The organism is Nannocystis sp. RBIL2, assembly GCF_026626745.1.
In the GTDB taxonomy this organism is placed as follows: domain Bacteria; phylum Myxococcota_A; class Polyangia; order Nannocystales; family Nannocystaceae; genus Nannocystis.
The window spans coordinates 564,618-587,840 of record NZ_JAPNJW010000001.1 but is presented as its reverse complement, the minus strand read 5'-3'; the positions used below and the strand labels follow the sequence as shown (position 1 = coordinate 587,840).

Sequence of the window (23,223 nt, the reverse complement as noted above, 5' to 3'; positions counted from 1 at the left end):
TCACGGAGCACCTCGTTTCACACCGCGGAGGAAGAAGTGGACGATGGTCCTGGCGTCGCGCTCGGGGTCGGGGTCGGCGGGCGAGCCCGACAGGCCGCCGAGCACGCCGAAGCCGAACAGCAGGCCCTGAAAGGCGCGCGCGAGCTGGTAGGGGTCCTCGTCGACCAGCTCGCCGGATTCGACGTAGCGGCGCAGCACCGCGGCGAGGCCGTGGATCGAGCGATCGGCGGCGTCGGACAGCTCGCCGAGGATGCTGCTGCCGCGCAGGCGCTCGACCAGGATGATGCGCATGAGGTCGGCGTCGTCGCGCATCTGCGTGAGCGCGGCGACTGCGAGCCGCTCGAGATCGAGGGCGAGGTCGCCGGAGGGCTCGCGCGCGGTGCCCCAGACGACCTGGCGAATGTTCATACTCTGGGCGAAGGCGCGGAGGAGGCCCTTCTTGTCGCCGAATTGACGGTAGACGGTGGCAGTGCCGACGCCGGCGACCTCGGCGATGGCCTCGACCGTGGCGCCCTCGAGGCCCAGGCGCGAGAAGACGTCGCGCGCGGCGGCGAGCACCTTTTCGCGCGCGTCCCCGCGCATGGGGGCGTCGATCCCCGCGGCTGCGAGCTGCTGCACGAGGGCCTCGCGGCTGCCGACGAGACGGTAGGCCGAACTGCGTGAAATGCCCGCAGCCTCGGCCAGACGGTCCATGGTGAGCGCTTCGGGCCCAGCCTCGTCGAGCAGCCGCCGCGCGACTTCGAGCAGCTCGGGGAGGGTGAGCGGTCCTTGGGATGGCACGAGAGATATGTGAATCAATCGTTCCGTCTCGTCAAGGGGACGCCCCGAGAGCGCGACGGAATTTGTTCGCGCAGGGCGAAAGCGCGCCCGGCGAAAGGCCAACGAGATGTTCGAAGGGACAGGTGATTCGCGCTGTGGTGATTCGAGAGTGCCGCGAGTGCGGCATTGGCGTCACGCCGGCGCCGGTCCGGCGGCCATCGCCGGGAACGGATCTTCGAGCGAGCGCCACGCCTTCGGGCCGCCGCGCATTTCGGCGGGCGTCAGCAGGCAGGCGTCGAAGGCGGCGATCAGGGCTTCGCGGTCCATGCCGCTGCCGATGACCACGATCTCCTGGCGGCGATCGCCCCAGCGCGGACGGTAGTGGCGCTCGATCTCCGCCCGCGTGTCCGGATCGTCGGGCCACTCGCTGCGTGGCTGCGTCGCCCACCACAGGCCGGCCTGCCCGACCCGTAGCGTGCGGCCCGCGTGCGACCAGCTCAGGGCCGCGTCCATCCGCGTGGCCAGCCAGAAGATCCCCTTCGAGCGCAGCACTCCGGGCCACTTGCGCTGGATCTGGGCCCAGAAGCGGCGCGGGTGGAACGGCACCGCCGCGCGGTAGACGAAGCTCGAGATCCCGTACTCGAGGGTCTCGGGGCGGTGTTCGCCGCGGACCTCCTCGAGCCAGCCGGCGGCCTGGGACGCGCGGTCGAAGTCGAAGCGGCGGGTGTTCAGGACCTCCGTCAGCGGCACCTCGCCGTGGGCGGCGCGGACGATCCGGGCCGCGGGGTTGAGCGAGCGCAGGATGGCCTCGAGGCGATCGACTGCGGCGGGGGCGGCGAGGTCGGTCTTGTTGATGACGAGCACGTCGGCGAACTCGACCTGGTCGACGAGGAGGTCGGTGATCGTGCGCTCGTCGTCGTCGTCGAGGGCCGCGCCGCGCTCGCGCAGGCTGGCGGAGGCGTCGTAGTCGGCGAGGAAGCTGACCGCGTCGACGACGCTGACCATGGTGTCGAGGCGCGCGACGTCGGCGAGGCGGGTGCCGTGCTCGTCGGGGAAGGTGAAGGTCTCGGCGACCGGGAGCGGCTCGGAGATGCCGCTCGACTCGATGAGGAGGTAGTCGAAGCGGCCCTCGCGGGCGAGCCGGGTGACCTCGACGAGCAGGTCCTCGCGCAAGGTGCAGCAGATGCAGCCGTTGCTCATCTCGACCAGGCGCTCGTCGACCCGGCTGAGCCCGGCCTCGCCGTCGCGCACGAGGCGGGCGTCGATGTTGACCTCGCTCATGTCGTTGACGATGACGGCGACGCGGAGGCCGGCGCGGTTGCGCAGCACTGCGTTGAGAAGGGTGGTCTTGCCGGCGCCGAGGAAGCCGGACAGCACCGTGACGGGGAGGCGCGGATCGATCGGGGTGTCCACGGCCGAGACTGTTTTACAGATGCAAGTTGATTGCAAGAGTAATTGTTAGGCGATAACTGGGGCGGGCCCCGATCGCGCACAGGCAGCGCCTCTCGGGACTTCGCGGTCGCGTTTACTCGCGGGCGCGCTCTCGCGGGCCCGTGGCGCGATCACGGGCGGGTCGTTGTCGGGGCCCGCGCACCGCCGCGGCGTGGCACACTCGCGGGCATGGCTCGCAACAATCCCGTGCTCGCGTTCTCCATCGTCGGCGCGGCGTTCCTGGCGGTCGGCGTGGGCTGGTGCGTGGTCGACCGGCTCGATCGGCAGGAGGTCGCGCTGCTGCAGCAGGAGGGGGCGATCGGCACGGCGCGCGTGATCTCGTACGAGGACACGGGCTCGGCGCAGAACGGAAAGCCGCGGCTTCGGTTCCGCTTCGAGATCCAGCCCGAGGACGGAGGCGCGCCGGTCCAGGTCGAGAAGACGCTGGTGGTGACCGCCATGGAAGCGCCGCGGCTGCAGGTCGGCTCGCTCCGCAAGGTGCGCTACCTGCCGCGCGACCCCGAGGTGTTCCGATTGCTGGACTGACTCCGCCGATGAGGGGGCGACGACCAGACGAGTCGCTGGCTCGGGCCGCGGATGTCGAATCAGTCGAGCGAGCCCCGCGGGGCGAGGCGCATCACCCGTTCAGGGGGGCGTCGGACGTCCTTCATTTCGTCGCGGCGCGCTTCAACATCTGCGGTCGGCCTCCGTCTACGCCCGGGAATGCGCGTCGCTTCCGTCGTCCTCGCGGCCCTCGCCCTGTCGTCCTGCGCCCCTGCGGCGCGCGGCCCCGAAGCGCCGAGGAGCGAGCCGCAGGCGGCAGTGCGGCCGCCACCGGCCCCGCGGCCCCCGCCGTCGCCCACGTACGAGGCGCTGGACGGACGCTTTCACCACTACGCGGTGACCCGGATCGAGGCGCTCGAGGATCACTTCGTGGCGACCTTCCACGACAGCGAGGGCGCGACGTGCGATCTCTCGGCTTCGGACGCGCTGGGCGTCCGTGTTCGCGGGTGTGGTTTTCCTGCGACGCTGATGGACGGCGACCAGGTGCCTGCGGATCGCCAGCGGCTCCTGCCGGCGCTCCGGGCCGCGGTCCTGGCGGAGGCGCCGCGAGCCACGCTGCTACGGGTGCGCTACGAGGGGACGTACCGGGTGGTGCACCTGGAAGAAGAGGTCCCGTGCGACGGTGAACACGGGCGCGGCTACAACCGCGTCGAGCTGCGCTACGACGCGACGCTGAGCGCGCTGCGAGAGGTGCGGTACCTCGGGGGCTCGGCGTGCGGCGCGGCGCGGTTCTACTGGGCGAGCCCCGATCCCGTGTGGCTGAGCTTCACTTCGACGCGCCCGTTGCTGTCCCCCGCGGAGGTGAAGTCGGCGCTGCCGCCGGACCTGACGGCGGCGTTGCAGGCGGTGCTCGCCGGCCGCTGAGGCCGAGTGCCGTCCGGACTCGGGTCGCGTCGGCCGACGCGATGACGGTGCGACGGCCGGCGGGCGTTCGTCCGCGAGTGCTCGGTGCCTTGGGCGTGCGAGAGGCGGTGTTGAGCATCCGGTCGCGTCGGCCGAAGCGATGGCGGGTGTGGCGGCCTGGGCGCGCGGGGGGCTCAGGCGCAGGTGCCCTTGGGCGTGCCGCACTCGCCGGCGTCGGCACAGGTGCCGCTGACGCACTCGCCGTCGAAGCGGCACGGCTCGCCGGTCTGCAGCGAGGCCTCGCAGTAGGAGTCGCCGCATTCGGCGGGGAACTCGGCCTCGCGCTGGCCGTGCGGCGGCAGGACGACGACGCCGCCGGCGTCGAGGTCGTCGACCGGATCGGCGGGGCCGCTGCGCTCGGCCTCGGCGCGCTCCCACATGCGCACGAAGGCGTCGGCCGAGTCGCGCAGCGGGGTGGTGTCGGTGCCGAGCTGGTCGAGGTCGGCGAGGAGGTCGGGCAAGAGGCCGATGTGGCCGAGGCCGGCCTCGTCAAAGCCGGTGCCGAGCGGGGCGGGGCCGCCGGCCAGCTCGTCGCGGGCCTGGCAGCGGCCTTCGGTCGGGAACGAGGCGGAGCAGGCGTCGGGGCCGAAGCGCGGGCGGACCTGCTGGATGAAGCCGTTGAGGTCGGAGCCGAGAGCGACGGCGACCTTGAGGCCGAGCCGGCCGAAATCATAGGACTGCGCGAAGGAGCGGCTCGAGCCGTGGCAGGTGTTGGCGACCTCGGACGGCTCGTAAGTGTTGACCTCCTCGTGGCCGGTGCGGATGCCGAAGACCCCGCCGACCTGGCGCAGCTGCTCGACGATCCACGCCGGGGTGGTCTTCTCCTCGCGTGCTTTTTCGGCCGGCAGCATCTCGCGGAAGTGGCCGTGCGAGATGTAATAGGGGTAGTAGTCGCGGGCGACGGAGAGCTCGTGGAGGTCGCGGACGCCGGCCTCCGAGAGGTGGGCGGCGTCGACGAGCATGCCGCGATCCATCATCGCCTGGGTGAGCTCCTTGCCCTCGGCGGTGAGGCCGAGGGTGTTGCGGCAATTGGCGTCGACGTCGAAGCCGAGGGTGACGGCGCCCTGGGTGATGCCGCAGTCCATGTCGATGTGACAGTTCTCGGCGTACTGGGCGATGTGGAAGATGTTGTTGTGCGGGGCGGCGCCGCCGAAGCGGTTGTCGAGCTGGTGGACGGGCTGGAGGGTGCGCACGCCGAGAGCGTGGAGCTCGTCGAGCTGGGGCTTCCAGTCGCCCTGCTGCATGAGGTGCGAGGCCTCGACGCTGAGCACGAGGGCGAGGCGGTCCTCGCCGACGATCCGCCGGGCGTCGGCGGCGGTCAGGGCGATCTCGGCCCAGTCGTGGGTTTTCACGAAGTCGTGGGCCAGCTCGAGCTGGATCTTCACGTCCTCCATCTCGTCGCACTGCGGGCGCTCGAGGTTCTCCTCGGCGATCGCGCGGCACAGCCAGTCGTTGGAGACGGCGGAGATGACCTCGAGCCGCAGGCCGGCCATGTAGGCGGCGTGCAGGTGCTCCTCCCAGACCTGCTGGTGGGCGATGGCGTCCCAGCGCGGCCAGCCGGCGAAGCCGGGCCAGCCGTCGACGCGGGCCTTGTGCTCGCCGGTGTCGCCGGTGGAGCCGGGGATCTGGCTGACGAACTCGCTGACGACCTCGCCGCCGCCGGGCGCGGCGATGACGGAGACGAGAGAGACGAGCTTGGCGAGCTCTTCGAGGCTCATGCCCTCGCACTGGCCGAGCAGGGGGGCGAGGTCGGCCTTGAGCCGGCCGTGATCGCCGGGCTCGCCGCCGTCGCACGGGGCCAGAGCATCCTCGCCAGGGCCGGCGTGGCTGCCGTGGAACCAGCCGCCGCCGAAGGCCTCCTCGGCGAACATGTGAAGGTGGAGGTCGGCGACGCCGTGCAGCGGCGGGAGGTCGGGCCCGCCGGTGGTGGTCGGAGCGTCGGTGGTGGTCGGGGCGTCGGTGCCGGTGCCGGTCGTCGTGCCGGTGGTCGTCGAGGCGCCTTCGGTGGCGCCCGGGGTGTCGCCCTTGCAGGCGGTCAGGAGGGCGAGGCTCGAGAAGGTGAAGGCAAGACCCCGGATCATCGTTCCAGGCACGCTAGCGAGGGCGGCGGTCCGGGTCAAGGCGGGCGGGGAGGCGTGGCGAGGCCAGGAGGCCGCGAGGCTCAGCGACGCCACGGCGAGGCAGGCGACGATGCTGGCGATGCCTCGGCGAGGCCAGGAGGCGCCGCGATGGTGACGATCGCCCGGTGGTATCCGGGCCATCTTGTATGGGCGACTTGCCTGCCGTCGCGCGCACGCCCGGGCGCCGCGAGGTCCGTGGGGATCGAGTCAGCGACCGCTGGGCCGCTGTCGATCGGTCGCCGTGAAGTCGGGCGGGGAGCGGGGTGGCGAGCGCCGGTCCGCCGGGGCATGTCGGAGAGGACAGGATCGATCGGGCATGTCCTCGATAACATGCATGAAAGAGCATGCTCTCGAGGACATGGCCGCCTGTTCAGATGTGTGTGATCGTGACGAGGTAGCTGAAGGCGGGGCGGTTGTCCGGGAGGCTGCAGCCGAGGTCGAGGCTGACCTTGGTGTGGGGCGGGGCGCCGAGCAGCCAGCACGGGTACACCTTGGTGCTGAACGGTGAGTCGGGGACGAGGTAGCGGCGCAGCTCGTCGTAGGTGACGGGCTGAGGGTCGGTGATGCCGGCGGGGGTGCGGCTGCCGAGGGCGCTGGTGACGGGGCCGAGGCCGCCGAGAGCCGCGAGGACCGGCTGGAGGCGCGCGAGCAGGTCGTCGAGGCTGGGGAGGTCTTTGACATAAAGGTCGGCGCGGTTGAGGTTGCCGTTCCAGGCGGTGAAGTGGAGCTCGCCGAGCGGGCCGAGGTCGCGGACCAGGCGCTCGTTGCCGGCGTCGAAGCGCAGGTCGGGGCGCTCGCGGTGGAACTCGGCGAGGGAGAGGCGGTGGAAGCCGCGGGCCTCGGCGGCGAACAGGCCGTCCTGCGCGGGGACGACGAGCTGCGGGCCGGTCGGGGTGAAGCCGGCGGGCCTGGGGGCGGGCGTGCCGGCGACCCGCTGGGCCTCGAGGCTGTGGAGCGCGGCGAGGTCGAAGGCGGGGGCGCCACCGGCCGGGCGCGCGGAGGTCGAGGCGTTGGCGGCGGCGTCCGCAGGCGGCGGCTCGTGGTCCCAGCCCTCCTGGATGCCGTTCAGCGGGTCGAGGAACAGCGACAGGGGCTCGCGCGGCGGGATGTGCCGGAGGCTCGGCTGCGGATGCAGGGTGACCCGCGGGCCAGCGCCGAACATGGCCTTGAGCTTGCCGAAGAAGCCGGTCGGCGCCGGCGGGCGCGGGGCCTTGGCCGGGGGGATGCTGCCGAAGCGGCGGCGCAGCAGGTCCTCGAGCTCCTCGGGGGACTTCGGCGGGGCGATGCCGAAGTCGGTGGTGACGCGGCCGTCGCTGGCGATCTTGATCTCGATCGAGGTGAGGCGGTTGCCGCTCTCGTAGCGCGAGAGCTGCTCGAGCAGGCGGCGTGTCTCGGAGGTGAGCGGCGGCAAGGTCATGGACCGCAGCTCGCCGTCGATCTCGTGGAGGACCACGCCGGCCTTGACGACCTCGCCGGAGCGCGGAAAGTGGGCGGTGAACACGACGGTGTCGATCTTGGCGCTGAGCGGGATGATGTTCAGAAGCTCGGCGGCGATCTGCTGGGTCAGCGGGAGCAGGACTGCCTCGTGCTCGCCGGGCCGGGTCCGACCCTCGCGGGCGGGCTTGGCGGGCGCAGGCGCCGGGGCGAACAGGTGCGGGTGCTGGCTCTGCAGCAGCTGCTGGAACTTGTCCGGGGAGATGCGCACGGGCGCCTCCTCGTGCTCGTGATCGGGGCCGGCGACAGGGCCGGGGACGGTGCCCGCGAGCCAGGCGACGTGACGCGCGACGTCGCATTCGAGCCAGGCGCACGGCAAGGTCGGACCGTCGTAGTAGTCGACGACCGCGATGTCCTGCCAGACGCGCTCCCCGGTCGAGGTGTCGCGCAGGACGAGGCCCATGGCCTCGAGCTCGGCGGCCAGATCGCGGGCGCCCATGTCCATGAAGGCGACTGCGAGCAGGTGCTCGTCGCGCCACGAGGGCGACCAGCGGGCAGTGATGGCAGCGACGCCGTCAGGGGCGACGGCGAGGAGTCGATCGATGCGAATCAGGAGGGTGGTGAACTGGATCCGGACGGCCATGGGGGGGAGGCGGAGGATATCGCCGCCGGAGGGCGGTCTCCAGCGCGGTCCGCCATTGTCGAGGCCTCGGGCGGGCCCCGGAGGGCCGGTGCGCGAGATGTACTCGAGGACATGCTCTCAAGGACATGTGGAGGGAGCGGTGCTTCGCACGGCACTCTGCACAACGTTCGGAGGGCGCAGGAAGGGCGAGCGAGCGGTGGCGCTGCACGAGCCAGCGGCCGGCGAACCGAGGCGCGGTTCTGCGCGATATTCTCGTAAAGCTGACTTGTTTTTGTTTGTTTGGAGGCCGATCGGGCATCATGCTCGGCGAAATGCCAGTTTTTCGCTGCGCGCGCTCTGCGGGCCCCTGGATCTTGGCGCTCGAACTCGTGGGCCTCGGTTGCTCGCTGCGGCCTCACGGGTTCGGCGAGACCGCCACCGAAGCTACGAGCTCGGGCACGACGACGGGGACGACCGCGGCGGCGACGAGTACGAGCGTAGCGTCGACGAGCCACGAGGAGCCGACGACCGGGGTCGCCAGCGAGGGCACCTCCGCCGAGCGCGTCGGGAGCAGCGCGGACGACAGTGGCGCTTTCGCGGGCTGGCCCGACCTGGGGGGCGATGAATGCGAGCCGTGGAGCAGGATCTGTCCCGAAGGACAGAAGTGTATGCCGTACGCGAACGACGGCGGCAGCTCGTGGAACAGCTGGGGGTGCTTCGACCTCGTGCCCGATCCGGCCGGCGTCGACGAGCCGTGCATGGTCTTCGACAGCGGCGTCAGCGGCGAGGACTCCTGCGACGACGGCCTGATGTGCTGGTACGTCGACTGGGACACTGGCATGGGCACGTGCCTGGCGATGTGCACGGGCTCGCCGGAGGCGCCGATGTGCCCCGATCCGAAGGCGTCCTGCACGGTCGCTGCAGAGTCCAGCTTGATCCTCTGCTTCCCCAGCTGTGACCCGCTGGCCCAGGATTGCCCGGGCGGCGAGCTGTGCCTCGCCGATCCGAACGATCCGGACCGCTTTCGCTGCATCCTCGACGCGAGCGGCGAGGAGGGTCAGGTGTTCGACGCCTGCGAGTACGTCAACGCCTGCGATCCAGGCCTGTTGTGCGTGCTGCCCGAACTTGCAGCGGAGTGCGACCCGATGGCGCCCGGGTGCTGTTTGCCGTTCTGCGACGTCTCGCAGCCGAACACCTGCCCGGGCGAGGGTCAGGAGTGTCTCGCCTGGTATGACATGGGCCAGGCCCCGCCCGGCTACGAAAACGTCGGCTTCTGCGGCGTTCCTTCGCCGTAGACGCCGACGTGGGGACGGCCCTGCGAAGGTCCGCGCTCGTGACGAGCGGGCCTTCAGGACATGTCCGAAGAGATAGGCGCGAGAGCGCGGGCCGGCGCCGGCGATCCACCGACGGCCGCGCGCGGGCTCACGCGCCCGGAGGGTTGGGGTTCTTGATCGGGGCGGTGTCGCCGGAGGTCGACTGGATGATGCCGCAGGCCAGGCGCGCGCCGGCGTTGCCGGTGGGCTGGCCGAAGTCGTCGGGCTTCTCGTGGACGATGATCGCGCGGCCGAGGACGCTGTAGTCGCCGCCGGCGATCGAGAAGTGGGCCGGGTCCATGGTGAGCGTCAGCTTGGCGGTGCCGGAGGCGTCGGCGTCGAGGTTGCCGAAGTCGCCCGGGTGATGGGTGCCGGTCCCGGGCATGCCGTGGTCGGTCTTGTCGGGGTTGAAGTGACTGCCGGCCGACTCGCCGTCGGGCGAGGTGCAGTCGCCCCACTCGTGGACGTGGATGCCGTGCTTGCCGGGCGAGAGGCCGGTGATCTCGGCCTCGACCCGGATCTTGCCCTCGGTGAGCTGGGTGAAGTCCACGGTGCCGTTGACGCCGCTGCTCATCAGCGCGGTGAGGGTGGCCGTGGCGTCGGGCGAGGGAGCTTCGTCCGGTGTGCAGCCGGGCGCCCCCAGCAGGAGCGGGAGCGCGGCGAGGGGGAGAGCGAGCCGGGTCATGGCGGGAGACTGATCGAGGTCGGCGCCCGGTGCAAACGCGCACGTTGCACGCCTGAGTCCGGAGGTCGCAGGCCCGGGGTGCGCGGCCGAGGAGGCGGGTGATCGGGCGAGCTCGCGGGGGCCGATCAGAGCGCGCAGGCGGCGGTGCGGCGGTACTCCCAGGTCTTGCCGGCTCGCTGCGCCGGGTCGCCGTCAGGGTTCGAGATGGTGGCGGTGAGGCGATCGCCGGCGAGTCGGTAGACGATCCGGCGCGGGAAGTCGTGGGTGGGGTTGTCCCAGATCCACACGCGCTGGTCAGGCGCGGCGACGACGGCAGGATCGCGGACCTCGGTGAAGTCGGTCGGGGCCTGGCCGGAAGGCTCGGCGTGGTAGCGGGTCAGGCCGCCGCGCAGCGCGGTGAGGGTCATGTCCTCGAGCTCGACGATCTTGCCGCCCGGATCGGCGAGGGCGCTGCGGCCCTGGAGACCGCCCGGCATCGGCCACCAGTGCTCGGTGACCGAGTAGCCGTCGTCGTGCCGCCAGGTGCCGCACAGCGGCGCCAGCGCCTCGTCGACCGCGGCGTGACCGCAGCCGCAGCCGGCCGCGAGGACGAGGACGAGGAGCGGCCGAGCGACGCGCATGGCCCGACGATAGCCGGACATGCGGCGTTCCGTCATCGGGTGCCCGCGAACCGCCCCGCGACCGCTCACGGCGCGGCGCGGCCGGCGACGGGCCGCGCTGTGCGACCATTCGGATCGTGGCGCGCGCCCTCGCTCGCATGACTCTCGGGACATGTCTCTCGGCGCTGGTCGCGTGCAACGAGTCGTCGCCGCCGGGGCACACGTTCGCGGCCGAGACGGGGACGGACGCGACGAGCAGCAGCGGGGCCGCCCAGGACGGGCTGGTGCCGCCGCCGCTCGCCACCGAGTCGACGACCGCGGCCTCGGTGTGCGGGGACGGGGTGATCGATGCGGGCGAGGGCTGCGACGACGGCAACCTCGACGCGGAGGACGGCTGCGACGCGAGCTGCACGCCGATCGCGGCGGTCGATTGGACGTACACGCACAACGGCGGGGCCGGGCAGGACGACGTGGCCTGCGGGGTGGCGATCGACGGCGAGGGCCGGGTGTTCGTGGTCGGGGCGGAGGTGGTGCAGTCGCGCGACGCGTGGATCGTGGCGCTGGCGCCCGACGGGCACGAGCTGTGGCGCAAGACGATCGACTCGGCCGGGCTCGACGACGCGTTCGCCGATGTGACAGTGGACGCGGCGGGTCGAGTGTTCGCGGCCGGTCACGAGGAGCTGGCGGCCGGGGTGCGATCGCCGGTGATCCGCGCGTTCACGGGCCAGGGCGCGGACCTGTGGAAGTTCAGCGAGGCGGCGGCCGCGGCCGGGGCGAGCGGCATCGACGGGCTGGCGCTGGCCGACGGGGCGCTCTATTCGACGGCGTCGGAGGCGGGGGACCAGGTGCGCCTGGCGATCCGTCGCCACGATCCGGCGAGCGGCGAGACGGCGTGGAAGACGACGACCGCGGCGTCGGCGAGCCACGCGTACGCGGGCGGGATCGCGGAGTCGGGGGCGCAGATGATCGCGGCGGGCGCGGCGGAGCTCGCGGGAGTGCTCCACCCGCTGCTGGTGCGGGTCGAGCACGACGGTTCGCTGGCGACGACGCAGATCGACGAGGCCCACGCGGGGGCGTGGTCGGACGTGACGCCGATCGGCAGCGAGGGCGAGGTGCTGGTGACGGGGCGGATCGGGTCGGTGCCGGGCGCGGGGTTCGACGTGGCGGTGCGCCGGCTCTCGGGGCGCGACGAGCCGCGCTGGGCGCAGACGATCGACCACCTGGCGAGCTTCGACGCCGGTCGCGGGGTGGCGGTGGGCGCGAACGAGGCGGTGTTCGTGGCCGGGGCGGTGACGAGCGTGAGCGGCGATCTCGAGATCTTCGGGGCGCTGCTGTCGGGGCTCGGCGAGCTGCGCTGGACCCATGTGAACGCGAACCGCGGGGTCGGCCTGGAGGACCACGGCGCGGCGGCGGCGTTCGGGCCGGGCTTCGTGGTGCTGGCGGGCGACGAGCAGGTGCCGGGCCAGGGCGCGAACGTGTGGGTGCGTCGCTTCCGAGCGGAGTGAGGCGGGCTACGATCGAGGCGCGGTGAACGGAGTCACCGTCGCTGCGCGGGACCGATCGAAGACTGTGAATGAACCGACACCGGCGTGGGGTCGGACGAGGGGTGATGGATCACGGCGAACCGCGATCGTGATGCGGGGAGTCCGATGGTGCGCGGCGAATTCGAGACGCGTTCGAGACAGGGCATGGGGTCCGCCGGAGCGCGGCGGATCACTGGAATTCGCGGGAATCAGGCCGCAATTGATCGGAAGCCGGGGGGCACTGTCCGCGAGAGAGGCTCGTCATGTCGTCGTCGATCTGTTTGCCCTCGCTGCTCGCGCCCTCGCACGATCCGCTGCCCGACGCGGGCCGGATCGCCGAGACCTGCGCGATGACGGATCCGGTGCAGCGCAACCTGTGGATCACGTACGTGTATCACCGCCTCGAGGTCGCGCTGGCGAGCCGGCTCGGCGGCGAGGACGTCAGCTGGTGCGCGTACGGGACGTGGGCGTCGAAGAGCGCGGGGCGGTTCATCCGCGGTGAGATGGTGCTCGAGGCGCTGCGGCCGTGGATGGCCCGCACCGCGGCGGTCGGTCGGGTGGTGGCGCGCATCGACGGCGAGGTGCGCGAGCGGATCGCGGGCGGCAACTTGATGGTGTTCGCCGAGCTGGCGCCGCTGTTCCGCGCGCTGGTCGATGTCCTCGACGTGGCGCCGGCGCAGCGAAGCGCGGCGGCGGAGGCGGCGTTCGCGGGGCTCGGCGACGGTACGACGATGGCCGGCGGCCAGACGCTGCTGCGGCGGGCGTTCGCGGCGTACGTGACGGCCGCGGCGACGCGCGAGGCGAAGGCGCGGGCGGAGCAGATCCTGCTGGCGAACACGTTGGTCGGTTACCACGAGCAGATCCGGCTGCAGCCGACGATCGCGGCGGCGCTGTCGGCCCCGCTGGCGGTGCTGGTGGCGGCCGACGCGGCGCCGCTGCGGCGGGCGCTGGGCGAGCGCCTCGGCGATGTCGCGCGCTCGCTGCTGACGCGCTGGATGATGACGATCGAGCTGCCGGAGGGGGCGCTGGCGCTGGGCCGCGACGTGCCGGCGACGCGCGACGGGCGGATGTTCCCGGCCGCGTTGACGCAGATCGAGGATCCGGAGCTGCGCGCGGTGCTGGACGAGGTCGACCGCACGCCCGATACGACGCAGGGCAGCGCGGCGGCGGACTGGGCGGCGCTGGCCGACCGCATGAACTTCATCGTCGACCTGTTCCGCTCGCGTCAGCGCGACGCGTCGCTGCGTCGGACGCCCTTCCGCGCGGACCAGGTGGCGGCGATGCACCTGGGGCTGCGGCCGCTCGGGCCGCTGTAGGTCGGGGCGCGGCAGAAAAAATCGTCGGGCCGCAATTGTTCCGGCGGTCGAGGTTACTTCCCCCGCGGAGGACGTGATGCGCGGACCTGGCGAGAGGTTGCTGGCCCTGGTGCTCGTGTTCGTGGGTTGCCGGTCGGAGCCGGACATCAGCCCGTACGACAGCTCGCTGCTGGGGCTGTACACGATCGAGGCGTGGACGGTGAACGAGGGCAGCTGCGCGGGCGAGGGACCGTCGGTGCTGGAGGCGCGGAGCGAGCGAATGGCGCTCGTCCAGGCGTGCATGACCCCGGGCGACGGGCTCCACGTCGAGCCGTGCGACGACGTGCAGGCGTGCGAGCAGGAGGCATGCGACGCCAACATCTTCCCGGCCTATCCCGAGGGGTGGAACTGGCTGGCGGGCGACGACAAGGAGGGCTGGCGCGGCAAGTCGTGGCAGGAGCCGGAGCAGGTCGGCGATCACTGCGAGGCGGTGCTGCGCGACGTCAGCGTGACGGCGGACGGCGGGGGGCTGGTGCTGCGCAGCCGGATGACCGCGGCGGTGAGCTTCCCGATCGACGAGCGGGGCTACTGCTTTGTCACCGAAGAGGCGCAGGCGGCGGCGAAGCAGCAGCCGTGCGCGAAGCTCGAGGTGCTGCGGATCCGCCGCGACAACGCCGACTGCGATCCGCTCGACGCTGGGTCCTGCGCGGCCGACGAGCTGTGCGCGCCCTACGGCCGCCGCTTCGTGTGTACGCCTTCCGTGGCGGCCGGTCAGTACGGCGACCCCTGCGACTTCGAGTCGTGCGCGCCGGGGCTTTTGTGCGTGGGACCGGACTGGCTGCCCGGCTGCACGACGCCCGGCTGCTGCACGCACTATTGCGACGCGTCCGCGACCGACGCGAAGGCCGAGTGCGGGGACGTGGACGCGGCGCTGCTGTGCCACCCGTATTACTTCGAGGACGGGGAGCAGCCAGGCCGCGAAGACGTGGGGGTGTGCGGGCTCGGGTTCGACTGCGGCGATCAGGTGATCCCGCAAGACTGGGCTTGCGATGGGAGCGAGGACTGCGAGAACGAGGCGGACGAGCTCGATTGTGACGAGTGACGCATGTCATTAAGGACATGTTCGTTCAGAAATGTGCTTGAGGGCATGTCTTCAGGGGCATGCCCTGGAGGACATCACGGCTGGACCCACCGCAGGACGGCCTGGGCGGCGGAGTCCGGCGAGGTGCTGAAGCACAGGCGGGCGTCCGGGGCGAGGGTGTGGATCAGGTCGATGAGGCGCTCGAACAGCAAGAGATGAGCGGGCGCGGTGCGGATTCCGGCGCCGATCATGACCGCGGCGTAGTCGCGGGCGAGGAGGCGCGCGCGCACGGTCGCCTCGACCTCGCGCCAGTCGGTGGTGACGAGGCACCACTCGGCGTCGAAGCCGGCGGCGGTGGTGGTCTCGAGCGAGACGGCGAGGCCGGCGCGGAGCTTGGCCTCGTCGAGGCCGGGGTAGTTGCTGAAGTCGACGATCCGCGGCTCGAAGCCGACCAGGAGGACGGCCTTCCGCGCGGCGGGCCGCCCGAGCGGCTCGAGCACGACGCGATCGGGCGGGCAGTCGGACAGGGCGGGATCGGCGAGGAAGGCGCGGGCCTGGGCGGGGGCGGGGAACTCGAGGGCGATGGCGAGGGTGTCATCGGCTTGGCGAAAGGAGCGCGTGCGGGTGCAGCCGTGGGCACGGGCGGCGGCGGCGAGCCGGTCGTGGAGCGACTGCCAGGCGTCGAGGTCGGTGGTGCGGTGGCGGACGAGGAGGGTGGTCATGAGGGGGAAGGGGGGAGATGTCCCGGGGGACAGGTTTTAAGGGCGACTTGGGTGTCCCGGGGGACAGGTGCTGGAGAGGCGGCCGAGGTGTCCCAGAGGCCAGGGATGGTGAAGGCGGATGAGGTGCCCCAGGGGACAGGTGATGGCAGAGGCGGCCGAGGTGTCCAGGGGACAGGGGATGGTGAAGGCTGATGAGGTGCCCCGGGGACAGGGGATGGTGGCGGTGGTTGAGCTGTCCCCGGGGACAGCTTCACCCGGCGAGAGTCAGCGCCAGAAGCCCTTGCGCTTGGCGGGCGGCGGGGGCGGCGGGCTGCTCTTGTCTCTGGCGAGGTCGCGCAGCGCGGCCACGGCGTCGTGGAGGATCTGCAGCAGGTCGGTGGCGGTCAGAGCGGCGCGCAGGCGTTCGGCGATCGGCGCGAGGCGGCTGGCGAGGGCGTGGAGGCCGACGGTGCGCAGGTCCTCGAGCAGCTCGAGCAGACGCGACACCGCCAGCTGCTTCGCCGGGGTCGAGCCGCCTGCGGCGCGCAGGAGGTCGTCGGCGACGTCGAGCAGGCGCGCGAGGTACGGGCCGGCGTCGACGCTCGCGCCGTCGGACGACTCCTGCTTGGCCGCGGGCGCGCGGAGGCGGGCGGACGCAGGCAGGGGCGCAGGCGCGGGCGCGGAGGGGGCCCGGGCCGGCATCCCCGGCGGCTGCGGTGGCGGGGGTGCGCTCCCTCGCTCGAGCTGGATGGCGCCGACGATCTTCCGCGCGCGGCGGAACCCGGGGTCCGCGGGCATGCTGTCGAAGGTGCCCCCGGACCACCCGGCCGGGCGCTCGACGGGCTGGGTGATCGTCCGCGGGGCGCCGCCGGGGTTGGCGACCTCGCGGTCGACCGCGACGAAGGCGGTGAAGCGCGACAGCACCTGATGACGCAGGGACACTGCGAGGATCGACGACTCGAGCGACGCGCGGTCGGCCGGGCTCGCGGCGTAGCGATCCTCGAGATCGCGGATGTGCGCGCGAGCCCACGACTGAGCGAGCGCGGCACCTGGGCGCGCGGCGTCGAGGTGGAGCCGCTGGGTGTACTCGGTGCCGGCGGGCAGGCGGCCGCGCAGCTCGACGGTGGCGCCGGGGCGCGGGCGGCCGGACCAGCGAGCGTGGATGACGAGGGGGGCGCCAGCGAACACGGCGGGCAGGCGGCGCGGGGCCTGGGTGGCGAGATCGAGGCCGTCGCCGACGAGGCTGATGTCGACGAGGACGGGGGTGGCGATCCGGCGGTGGATCTTGGCCATGACTTCGTCGAGGCGCTCCTCGCTCTCGACGAGCTCGCAGGCGCCGCCGCCGACGGCCGCGAGGCGGCGCAGGAAGCCGGCGTTGACGGCCTGATCGATGCCGAGGGTGAAGACGCGGACGTGCTGCAGGTGGGCGCCGTGGCGGCGCAGGAGCTCGTCCTCGTTGCCGACCTGGCCGTCGGTGACGAGCACGAGGACGCGGTCGCGCTCGTCGGCGCCGGCGAGCATGTGGGTGGCCAGCTCGAGCGGGCGGGTGAGCTCGGTGCCGCCGCGCTCGTGGACCTGCGCGAGGTACTCGACGGCGCGGAAGCGGTTGCGATCGCTGCCGGGGACGAGCTGGGCGCCGAGGCTCGGCGGTGATTCGACGCGGTCGTCGAAGGCGAGCACTGCGAAGCGGTCGCGCTCGCCGAGAGTGTCGACGATGCGGGCGGCGGCCCGCCGCGCGGCGACCATCTTCCACCCGCCCATCGAGCCGGAGCGATCGAGCACGAGGACGACGTCGCGCGGGCGCGCCTCGGCGGCGGCGCCGACCGGAGGCACGAGGGTGATCATGGCGGTGGCGCCCTCGCCGTCGGCGTCGGGGGCCCACACTGCGGCGCTCGCGAGGGCGGCGCCGCCGAGGGTCCAGCGGAGGATGAAGTCGCGGTCGAGGCGCTCGCCGGGGCGCAGCTCGACGCGCCAGCCGTGGCCGTCGGGCGCGGCGAAGACGTCGTGCAGGCTCGAGCGCAGGCCCGACACGGGCAGGCCGGCGCCGTCGATGCTGACCGCGAGCGAGAGACGCACGGGGCTGGCGAAGCCGGGCAGGAGGACGGGTGGGGAGATCCGCGAGGCGTCGGGGACGCGATCGGTGTCGCTGGTGGTGCCGGTGCCGGCCTGCTCGCCGGCCAACAGGGCGCCGGGGCTGTAGCGCGGCGCGACGACCAGCGGGAAGGACCAGGTGACCTCGCCGTCCTCGATCGGCAGCGGGCCGACAGTGCGCAGGGTGATGACTGCGTGCTCGCCGGGGAGGAGGTTGCCGACCCGCAGGGTGAAGACGCCGGGCCTGTCCTCCTCGGCGATCGCGGCGCGTTGCCCGGCCGCGATCGCGTGCTCGTAGATGTCGCGGGCCCGGCCGCGCTCGTCGATGACGCCGTCGACGACGCGATCGCGGAGCTGCATGCGGAAGGCGTGGACTGCGGCGCGATCGGGCAGCGGGAAGATGTACGTGGCCTCGATCGGCGCGGCGGTGTGATTGATGAAGGTCTGCTGGATCTCCGTGGCGACCTCGAGGCCGTGGACGTGGGCCGTGACCGCCAGCGCGGCGAGGGGCAGAGCGCCGTGGGAGGTCTCTAGGCGGCCGAAGGCGTGCTCGCTGCCGGACGGGGGCGCGAGCGTGGGATCGATGGTGAGCGCCGTGGGTATCATGGGGAGTCCTCCTGCGATTCGGGGTGAGCGGATAGAGCGTCGGGGAGCTCGACGAGGCGGCGGCGGGCGAGCTCGGCGAGCAGCGGAGCTGCGGCTGCGAGCAGGGCTGCGGCGTCGGCGTCGGTGGCGGAGCGCGCGGCAGTGAAGGCGAGGCGGACGCCGGGGGCGAGCGGGAGCTCGAGCGTGGGCGTGAGGGCCGGTGCGGCGGGCGGGGCTTCGAGGGGCGGCTCGGGCGTGGTTTCGGCGCGCCAGAAGTCGCGGCGGCCTGCGGCGCGCGGCGGAGGGTGCAGCGCGACGCCCGACGTGCGCGCGAGGGCGGCGTCGTCGAGGGTGGGCAGGAGCTGCTGGATCTCGGCGAGCGATTTGCCGTCCGCCTGCAGGCGCTTGATGGCGATCAGCTGGGCGAGGTGACGCGGGCCGTAGAGGGCGGTGCGGCCGTGGAGGTGCGGGCGATCGAGGAGGCCGAGCGTGGTGTAGTAGCGGATGCTGCGCTCGTCGGGCACGGCCCGCACCTGACCGTTGGCCGGAGCTTCCTCGGCGGCGAGGCGCTGCTCGACCTCGTGGCTGAGCTCGCGGATCGTCCAGGTGGCGGTCACGGCGACAGGATGACACTGTCATATGACAGTGTCGAGGATGTTTTCTCAAATGTTTGAAAATAATCAAGATTTCGAAATAGCTCGAGCAAGGAGAGCGCGAAGGCTCGCGCCCTGGCCGGGGTGGGGAAGTCGAGGGCGGTGGCGACGGCGTCGGGGAGCGTCCGCCTGGCGAAGCAGGCGACGGGCGCTCCGAGGTATCCCAAGAGACGGCGAGAAGGACGGAGGAGATGTCCCAAGAGACATGAGATGGCGGGAGCGACCCGAAGGTCGCAGGGGAGGCGGGGCGACGGGCGATTCGAGGTGTCCCGAGAGACAGGGCGGAGCGCGAAAGAGAAAGGTCCCGGGAGACATGTTGAGCGGGCGGTCGGAGGAGATGGTCCGAGAGACATGTGGCGGCCGAACGACCGCGATGAGCGCCGAAAGGCGGTTGAAGGTCAGCTCGCTCATGAGTGCGGCCCGCGTGAGCCCCGCGATTCGTAGCGGCGCGGCGAAGCGCTTCTGCAGGAGATCGATGGCGCGACCGGCGGGGCTCGCGGGCGCTCGGGAGCTGCGTGCTCGCAGACTCGGGCCGTGCCCGGGCAAAGTCGGACGCGAGTGGCCGCACGGGACGTGCCCGCAAACATCATGACCGATGACCCATCGCGCCCGCGTCCAATGGCGCGGTCGAGCGCCAGACTGAGCGGCGTTGTGTTCATAAGCTGCGACACCGCGCCCGGCCATGGGGCTGAACATGGAACGTACGGCGAAAGCGCATTCGCCGGCGCCTTGATCCCGATGAATGCACCGCATGCCCTGATGATGGTGCGGCCTGTACGTGCTTCGTTTCTCGCGGACGTGGCGCCTGGTCTCGGTAGCGAGCGCTGCGGTTGGATTCGCCGCACGAGATGGACGCATCGTCGACCCCGGAGGATAAATAGATGACCAGCTTCGCTCCGCTTCAACGTCGGACTCTTCCTGGCGCGCCGGCTCTGCCGGGGCGGCACGCCGCCACGCCGAAGCGCGCCGTCGAGGGGGGCAGGGGCGACAGTACCGCCAGTCTCCACGTCGACGAGAAGAGCGGATCCGAGAGCGCCGGGATGACGGCAAAAGGGCCGGAAGACATCCGCATCGGCCGAGTCGACGATCCGCTCGAGCGCGAGGCCGATCGTGCCGCCGAGGCGATCATGAGCGGTGCGAGCTCCCCCGCGCTTCGTAGCAGTGCCGAAGTGCCCGCGGGTCACGTTCAGAGGTCGGAGGCCAGCGCGTCGCCACCGGTCACTCCGCAGCTCGCCCGCGAGCTGCGGCGGCAGGTCCTGCGAGGGCGGCCGCTCGAGAGCGCGACCCGGCAGTTCATGGAATCGCGCTTCGCCGCGAAACTCCCTCAAGTGCGTGTCCACGAGCGTGAGGTTCTCGGACTTCTCGGGACCGATTGCTTTGAGAGGTAGCCGCGTCGCCCATTCGATCAAACTCCCGGAAGCAGCCGATTTCGAGTACGTCGGCGCCACCATGCAGGGCGCGAGGAGCGATCCGCGAGCACGAGCGCGTCACCCTCGCTCCGCTCGCGGGCGTGGCGGAGGATGTCCCGAGAGGCAGGCTATGCTGTCTCTCGGGACATCTTAAAAAACTTCAGGCCAGCAGCTCGGGGATCGTCTCGCTGACGAGGCCTTCGGCGGCGCCGAACGACGTCTCGGGGCTGCCGAACAGCTTGAGCAGGCTGAAGGGGACCTTGCTGGCGTTGTCGCCGGGGGCGCGGTGGTGGAGGTCGCCGCGCAGCAGGCCGCCGGCCTTGCCGGCGACGAGCAGCGGGAAGTCGTCCATGCGGTGGTCCCAGGGCTGGCCGACGCACGAGGTGGTGTAGATGACCGCGTTGTCGAGCAGGTTGCCGGTGACGTCGGGGGTGTCGCGGAAGCGCTTCAGCAGCTCGGCGAGGCCGGACATGGCGTAGGCGACGCCGGTGTGGAAGCCGCCGGTCGCGTAGTCGATGCCCATCGGGCTGAGGCGGTGGCCGAAGTCCTCGTGGAAGGTGACGTTGCCGAGGCCGGCCTCGGTGTAGGGGGCGTGGCAGGCGGCGCACGAGAACACGAACGAGGCCACGCGGGTGAGCTCGCACGCGCATGCGAAGGCGAGCAGGTCGGCGAAGGCGCGGCAGCGGTCGAGGCTGATCGAGCCGTCCTCGCCGCGGTTCGGGTAGGCGACGTCGGGATCGATCGGGGTGCCGCAGTCGGCGGCGGTGATGGTGGCGTCGATCTGGGTCTGCAGCTCGGCGATGCCCTCGAGGTGACGATCGAGGCGGACCCGATCCTCGGCGCCGAGCTGGTGCTGCAGCGCCTTGGCCTCCTCGGCGACGACGTCGAGGATGTTCTTGCGGCGGAACAGCGAGGGGTCGGGCTCCTGCGCGCCCGACAGGGTGAGCAGGGTGGCGAACAGATCGGCGGGGCTGTAGTTGGGCGGGTTGGGGGCGTTGGGGCCGTTGAAGGAGATGTTGAAGTCGAGCGCGCCGGCGCCGGTGACGTTGCTGATGCCGACGTGGACGCCGCTGGGGAAGGCGGTGTCCTTGTTGATCAGGGCGGCGATCTTCTGGTCGATCGAGGGCGCGGTGACGTCGCCGTTCATGGCCGCCTGGGCGCCGGTGAGCACGGCGGCGGGCGCCGACTTGTGGGCGTAGAGCGCGGGGATCTTGACCTCGTAGCCGGACAGCACCGACAGCCACGGCTTGAACTCGGCGAGCGGCATGAGCGAGGGGCTGAGGCTCCACTCGGCGCCGTGACCGACGGCCTGCGGGACCCATTGCGTGGGGTCGGCGCCGTTGCCGAAGAACCACGTCAGGTAGCGCGGCAGGAGCGGGGTCTGGTCGGCCCAGGCGGTGCCGTTGCCGTCGAGCATGGCGGCGAGGCGCGGCAGCGGCACGGCCACGGCGACGCCGGCGAGCATGCCCCGGAGGACGGTGCGACGCGGGAGGGGGCGGCTCATGGCTTGTCTCCTTCGATGTCTTCGCCGACGACTGTGCCCGCGGGGTGGGCGAAGCGGAAGTCGTCGTGGGTGACGAGGGCGAGCAGCAGCTTGTCGAAGCGGTTGCCGGCGAGCGCGAGCTCGTCCTCGACCTCGGCGATGGTGTCGGTCTCGCGCGGCAGCGGCAGGCGACCGCCGGCGTAGGTGTAGAGCTTGCGCACGAGGCAGTTGGCGACCACCGGGTGCTCGCGCAGGAGCAGCGCCAGCTCGCCGCCGTCGGCGAAGTACTTGCCGTCGAGCTCGCCGCTGGCGTCGATGGTGAGGCCCTGATCGGTGTCGCGCCAGCGGCCGATGGTGTCGAAGTGCTCGAGCGCGAGGCCGAGCGGGTCGGTGATGTTGTGACAGCCGGAGCAGGACGGGTCGGCGCGGTGCGGCTCCAACTTCTCGCGCAGGGTCTGCGGGCCGGGGTCTTCGACGTCGGGGTCGTCGAGGTTGGTGTCGACGTTCGGCGGCGGCGGCGGGACGGTGCGGCACAGCAGCGACTCGGCGATGAACTGGCCGCGCTCGGTGGCGGAGGTGCGGGCCGGCAGCGAGTTCATGGCCAGGACGAGGGCGCTGCCGATGAGGCCGCGGCGCGGGCTGCCCTCGGGCAGCATGGCGGCGCGGAAGACGTCGGGCTCGACGGGATCGAGGCCGTAGACCGCGGCGAGCTCGTTGTTGACGAACACTTTTTGCCCGTCGTAGAGGCTGAAGAAGTCGGCCGGCTGGTCGAACACGACGTCCTCGACGCGCGCCAGCAGCTCGTCGCGCATGACCGCCTTGAGGGTCGGGGTCCACTGCGGGAAGAGGGTGTCGTCCTTGACCTTCTCGCCGAGCGCCCACAAACCGTAGAGCTCGGCGATGAAGTTGTGGACGCCCTGGCGCGCGCGCGGGTCGGCGAGCATGCGCGCGGCCTGCTCGCCGACGCCGGGGCCGTCGACCAGCAGGTCGGCCTCGGCGGCGTCGAGCAGGGCCTCGTCGGGCAAGGTGTTCCACAGGGTGAAGGCCAGGCGCGAGGCCATCTCGTAGGAGGTGAACCTGAGGCGGCCGTCGTCGTCGGGCGAGGGCAGGCCGAGCTCGACGCGGTAGAGGAAGTGCGGGGCCTGCAGCAGGGCCCACACGGCGTGGCGCAGACCGACGACGACGTCGCCGGTCTCCGTGCCGACCGCAGCGGCGACGCCGAGGTAGCGCTCGAGCTCGACGCCGGTGAGCGGGCGACGCCAGGCGCGGCGGCCGAAGGTGGCGAGGGCGTCGCGCATGCAGGCGGTGTCGGCGAGCTGGGTCGGCACGCAGCGGAGGATCTGGGCCACGCGCGCGGGGTCGGCGAAGGCCTGCGCGGTGGCGTCGCCGATGGCCTGCTCGTACTTGGCGACGCCCGCGGGCGAGAGGGCGACCCGGGCGGCACCGACGGCGAAGAAGCCGTCTTGCAAGGAGTCGGCCTCGACGGTGCCGAGGTCGACGGGGCCGAGCAGGTCCTGCATGGCGTGGGCGAACTCGGAGGCGGTGAGGCGCCGCAGGGTCGGACCGGGCACGGTCTGCGGGGCGTCGGGCTCGTCGCCGTCGCTGTCGCTCGCCGTGGTGGTGGGCGCGGTGGTGCCGGGGTCGTCGCCGGTGGCGGCGGCGGTGGTGGTGCCGGCGCTGCCGTCGGCGTTGGCGCTGTCGCCCTGATAACAGGCCGAGGCGCCGAGCAGCGCCGCGAGCAGGACGCCGAGGGGTTGCGAGTCACCGCGTCTCATGGACCTCCAGGCGCCCCGCTTCGCGCAGACGAAGGCGGACGCCCTCGCAACGTAGCCCCGGCCGCGCGCGGCCGTCAATGCGAAGCCGGAGCGCGGCGACGCGGCGCGCGAAAGGAGGTCGGGGATTCGCCCGCGACGTGCGCGAGGTCGGGGCCCGCGGTCCGCAGGCGCGGCCCGGGGCGCCGCAGCGGCCGCGG

18 protein-coding genes are annotated in these 23,223 nt (G+C 72.2%); 7 read left to right on the top strand and 11 right to left on the bottom strand.

Features of this window, described 5'->3' with window-relative positions; translation table 11 throughout:
* Positions 1 to 780: a TetR/AcrR family transcriptional regulator gene (locus OV090_RS02300; RefSeq protein WP_267701801.1), complete on the bottom strand. Its 780-nt coding sequence runs from the start codon at positions 778 to 780 to the stop codon at positions 1 to 3.
* Positions 781 to 951: 171 nt separating this feature from the next.
* Complete coding sequence (zigA, locus tag OV090_RS02295) at positions 952 to 2,172, bottom strand: zinc metallochaperone GTPase ZigA (protein ID WP_267701800.1); 1,221 nt, start codon at positions 2,170 to 2,172, stop codon at positions 952 to 954.
* A gap of 207 nt (positions 2,173 to 2,379) precedes the next feature.
* Between zigA and OV090_RS02290 the strand changes: the two genes are divergently transcribed.
* Positions 2,380 to 2,736, top strand: coding sequence for a DUF3592 domain-containing protein (locus OV090_RS02290; protein WP_267701799.1), 357 nt, complete (start codon positions 2,380 to 2,382; stop codon positions 2,734 to 2,736).
* 177 nt (positions 2,737 to 2,913) lie between these two features.
* The gene (locus OV090_RS02285) at positions 2,914 to 3,618 is read left to right on the top strand and encodes a hypothetical protein (protein ID WP_267701798.1); all 705 of its coding nucleotides are present in this window, start codon (positions 2,914 to 2,916) and stop codon (positions 3,616 to 3,618) included.
* A gap of 173 nt (positions 3,619 to 3,791) precedes the next feature.
* Here OV090_RS02285 and OV090_RS02280 read toward each other — a convergent pair whose 3' ends face one another.
* Positions 3,792 to 5,738, bottom strand: a complete 1,947-nt coding sequence (locus OV090_RS02280) for a membrane dipeptidase (RefSeq protein ID WP_267701797.1) — start codon at positions 5,736 to 5,738, stop codon at positions 3,792 to 3,794.
* Between the two features lie 409 nt (positions 5,739 to 6,147).
* Positions 6,148 to 7,854 (bottom strand): hypothetical protein, encoded by a 1,707-nt coding sequence (locus tag OV090_RS02275; RefSeq protein WP_267701796.1) that lies wholly within the window; start codon positions 7,852 to 7,854, stop codon positions 6,148 to 6,150.
* 353 nt (positions 7,855 to 8,207) lie between these two features.
* Here OV090_RS02275 and OV090_RS02270 point away from each other — a divergent pair, with 353 nt between their 5' ends.
* Entirely contained in the window at positions 8,208 to 9,128 is a 921-nt protein-coding gene (locus OV090_RS02270) for a hypothetical protein (RefSeq protein ID WP_267701795.1), read from the top strand.
* Positions 9,129 to 9,255: 127 nt separating this feature from the next.
* Here OV090_RS02270 and OV090_RS02265 read toward each other — a convergent pair whose 3' ends face one another.
* On the bottom strand, positions 9,256 to 9,831 hold the full coding sequence (locus tag OV090_RS02265; protein WP_267701794.1) for a superoxide dismutase family protein: 576 nt from the start codon (positions 9,829 to 9,831) through the stop codon (positions 9,256 to 9,258).
* A gap of 125 nt (positions 9,832 to 9,956) precedes the next feature.
* Positions 9,957 to 10,451 carry a DUF6265 family protein gene (locus tag OV090_RS02260; RefSeq protein WP_267701793.1) on the bottom strand — a complete coding sequence of 165 codons (495 nt, stop codon included), beginning with the start codon at positions 10,449 to 10,451 and terminating at the stop codon, positions 9,957 to 9,959.
* Between the two features lie 116 nt (positions 10,452 to 10,567).
* On the opposite strand from OV090_RS02260, the gene OV090_RS02255 reads away from it, so the two are divergent.
* From OV090_RS02255 to OV090_RS02245, 3 genes are all read left to right on the top strand, one after another.
* A complete protein-coding gene (locus OV090_RS02255; protein WP_267701792.1) occupies positions 10,568 to 11,935 on the top strand; it encodes a DUF4215 domain-containing protein in 1,368 nt (455 codons plus the stop codon).
* A 281-nt stretch (positions 11,936 to 12,216) separates the two neighbouring features.
* Entirely contained in the window at positions 12,217 to 13,269 is a 1,053-nt protein-coding gene (locus OV090_RS02250; protein ID WP_267701791.1) for a hypothetical protein, read from the top strand.
* Between the two features lie 76 nt (positions 13,270 to 13,345).
* Positions 13,346 to 14,350 carry a hypothetical protein gene (locus OV090_RS02245; RefSeq protein WP_267701790.1) on the top strand — a complete coding sequence of 335 codons (1,005 nt, stop codon included), beginning with the start codon at positions 13,346 to 13,348 and terminating at the stop codon, positions 14,348 to 14,350.
* 74 nt (positions 14,351 to 14,424) lie between these two features.
* Here OV090_RS02245 and OV090_RS02240 read toward each other — a convergent pair whose 3' ends face one another.
* From OV090_RS02240 to OV090_RS02230, 3 genes are all read right to left on the bottom strand, one after another.
* The gene (locus OV090_RS02240) at positions 14,425 to 15,051 is read right to left on the bottom strand and encodes a hypothetical protein (RefSeq protein WP_267701789.1); all 627 of its coding nucleotides are present in this window, start codon (positions 15,049 to 15,051) and stop codon (positions 14,425 to 14,427) included.
* A 264-nt stretch (positions 15,052 to 15,315) separates the two neighbouring features.
* Positions 15,316 to 17,727, bottom strand: a complete 2,412-nt coding sequence (locus tag OV090_RS02235) for a VIT domain-containing protein (RefSeq protein WP_267701788.1) — start codon at positions 17,725 to 17,727, stop codon at positions 15,316 to 15,318.
* On the bottom strand, positions 17,724 to 18,323 hold the full coding sequence (locus tag OV090_RS02230; RefSeq protein WP_267701787.1) for a MerR family transcriptional regulator: 600 nt from the start codon (positions 18,321 to 18,323) through the stop codon (positions 17,724 to 17,726). The genes OV090_RS02235 and OV090_RS02230 overlap by 4 nt, the downstream gene beginning before the upstream one ends.
* A gap of 917 nt (positions 18,324 to 19,240) precedes the next feature.
* Between OV090_RS02230 and OV090_RS02225 the strand changes: the two genes are divergently transcribed.
* Positions 19,241 to 19,747, top strand: coding sequence for a hypothetical protein (locus OV090_RS02225; RefSeq protein ID WP_267701786.1), 507 nt, complete (start codon positions 19,241 to 19,243; stop codon positions 19,745 to 19,747).
* Positions 19,748 to 19,928: 181 nt separating this feature from the next.
* On the opposite strand, the gene OV090_RS02220 is transcribed toward OV090_RS02225, so the two are convergent.
* Both OV090_RS02220 and OV090_RS02215 read right to left on the bottom strand, forming a co-directional pair.
* Positions 19,929 to 21,272 (bottom strand): DUF1552 domain-containing protein, encoded by a 1,344-nt coding sequence (locus OV090_RS02220; RefSeq protein ID WP_267701785.1) that lies wholly within the window; start codon positions 21,270 to 21,272, stop codon positions 19,929 to 19,931.
* Positions 21,269 to 23,026 (bottom strand): DUF1592 domain-containing protein, encoded by a 1,758-nt coding sequence (locus tag OV090_RS02215; RefSeq protein WP_267701784.1) that lies wholly within the window; start codon positions 23,024 to 23,026, stop codon positions 21,269 to 21,271. The genes OV090_RS02220 and OV090_RS02215 overlap by 4 nt, the downstream gene beginning before the upstream one ends.
* Positions 23,027 to 23,223 lie beyond the last annotated feature (197 nt).

What these genes read in the sequence shown, in the direction of transcription:
- OV090_RS02265 (WP_267701794.1), bottom strand. Translation starts at nt 9,831, where the DNA reads ATGACCCGGCTCGCTCTCCCCCTCGCCGCGCTCCCGCTCCTGCTGGGG.
- OV090_RS02250 (WP_267701791.1), top strand. Translation starts at nt 12,217, where the DNA reads ATGTCGTCGTCGATCTGTTTGCCCTCGCTGCTCGCGCCCTCGCACGAT.
- OV090_RS02245 (WP_267701790.1), top strand. Translation starts at nt 13,346, where the DNA reads ATGCGCGGACCTGGCGAGAGGTTGCTGGCCCTGGTGCTCGTGTTCGTG.
- OV090_RS02285 (WP_267701798.1), top strand. Translation starts at nt 2,914, where the DNA reads ATGCGCGTCGCTTCCGTCGTCCTCGCGGCCCTCGCCCTGTCGTCCTGC.
- OV090_RS02275 (WP_267701796.1), bottom strand. Translation starts at nt 7,854, where the DNA reads ATGGCCGTCCGGATCCAGTTCACCACCCTCCTGATTCGCATCGATCGA.
- OV090_RS02225 (WP_267701786.1), top strand. Translation starts at nt 19,241, where the DNA reads ATGACCAGCTTCGCTCCGCTTCAACGTCGGACTCTTCCTGGCGCGCCG.
- OV090_RS02280 (WP_267701797.1), bottom strand. Translation starts at nt 5,738, where the DNA reads ATGATCCGGGGTCTTGCCTTCACCTTCTCGAGCCTCGCCCTCCTGACC.
- OV090_RS02240 (WP_267701789.1), bottom strand. Translation starts at nt 15,051, where the DNA reads ATGACCACCCTCCTCGTCCGCCACCGCACCACCGACCTCGACGCCTGG.
- OV090_RS02260 (WP_267701793.1), bottom strand. Translation starts at nt 10,451, where the DNA reads ATGCGCGTCGCTCGGCCGCTCCTCGTCCTCGTCCTCGCGGCCGGCTGC.
- OV090_RS02220 (WP_267701785.1), bottom strand. Translation starts at nt 21,272, where the DNA reads ATGAGCCGCCCCCTCCCGCGTCGCACCGTCCTCCGGGGCATGCTCGCC.
- OV090_RS02215 (WP_267701784.1), bottom strand. Translation starts at nt 23,026, where the DNA reads ATGAGACGCGGTGACTCGCAACCCCTCGGCGTCCTGCTCGCGGCGCTG.
- OV090_RS02290 (WP_267701799.1), top strand. Translation starts at nt 2,380, where the DNA reads ATGGCTCGCAACAATCCCGTGCTCGCGTTCTCCATCGTCGGCGCGGCG.
- OV090_RS02235 (WP_267701788.1), bottom strand. Translation starts at nt 17,727, where the DNA reads ATGATACCCACGGCGCTCACCATCGATCCCACGCTCGCGCCCCCGTCC.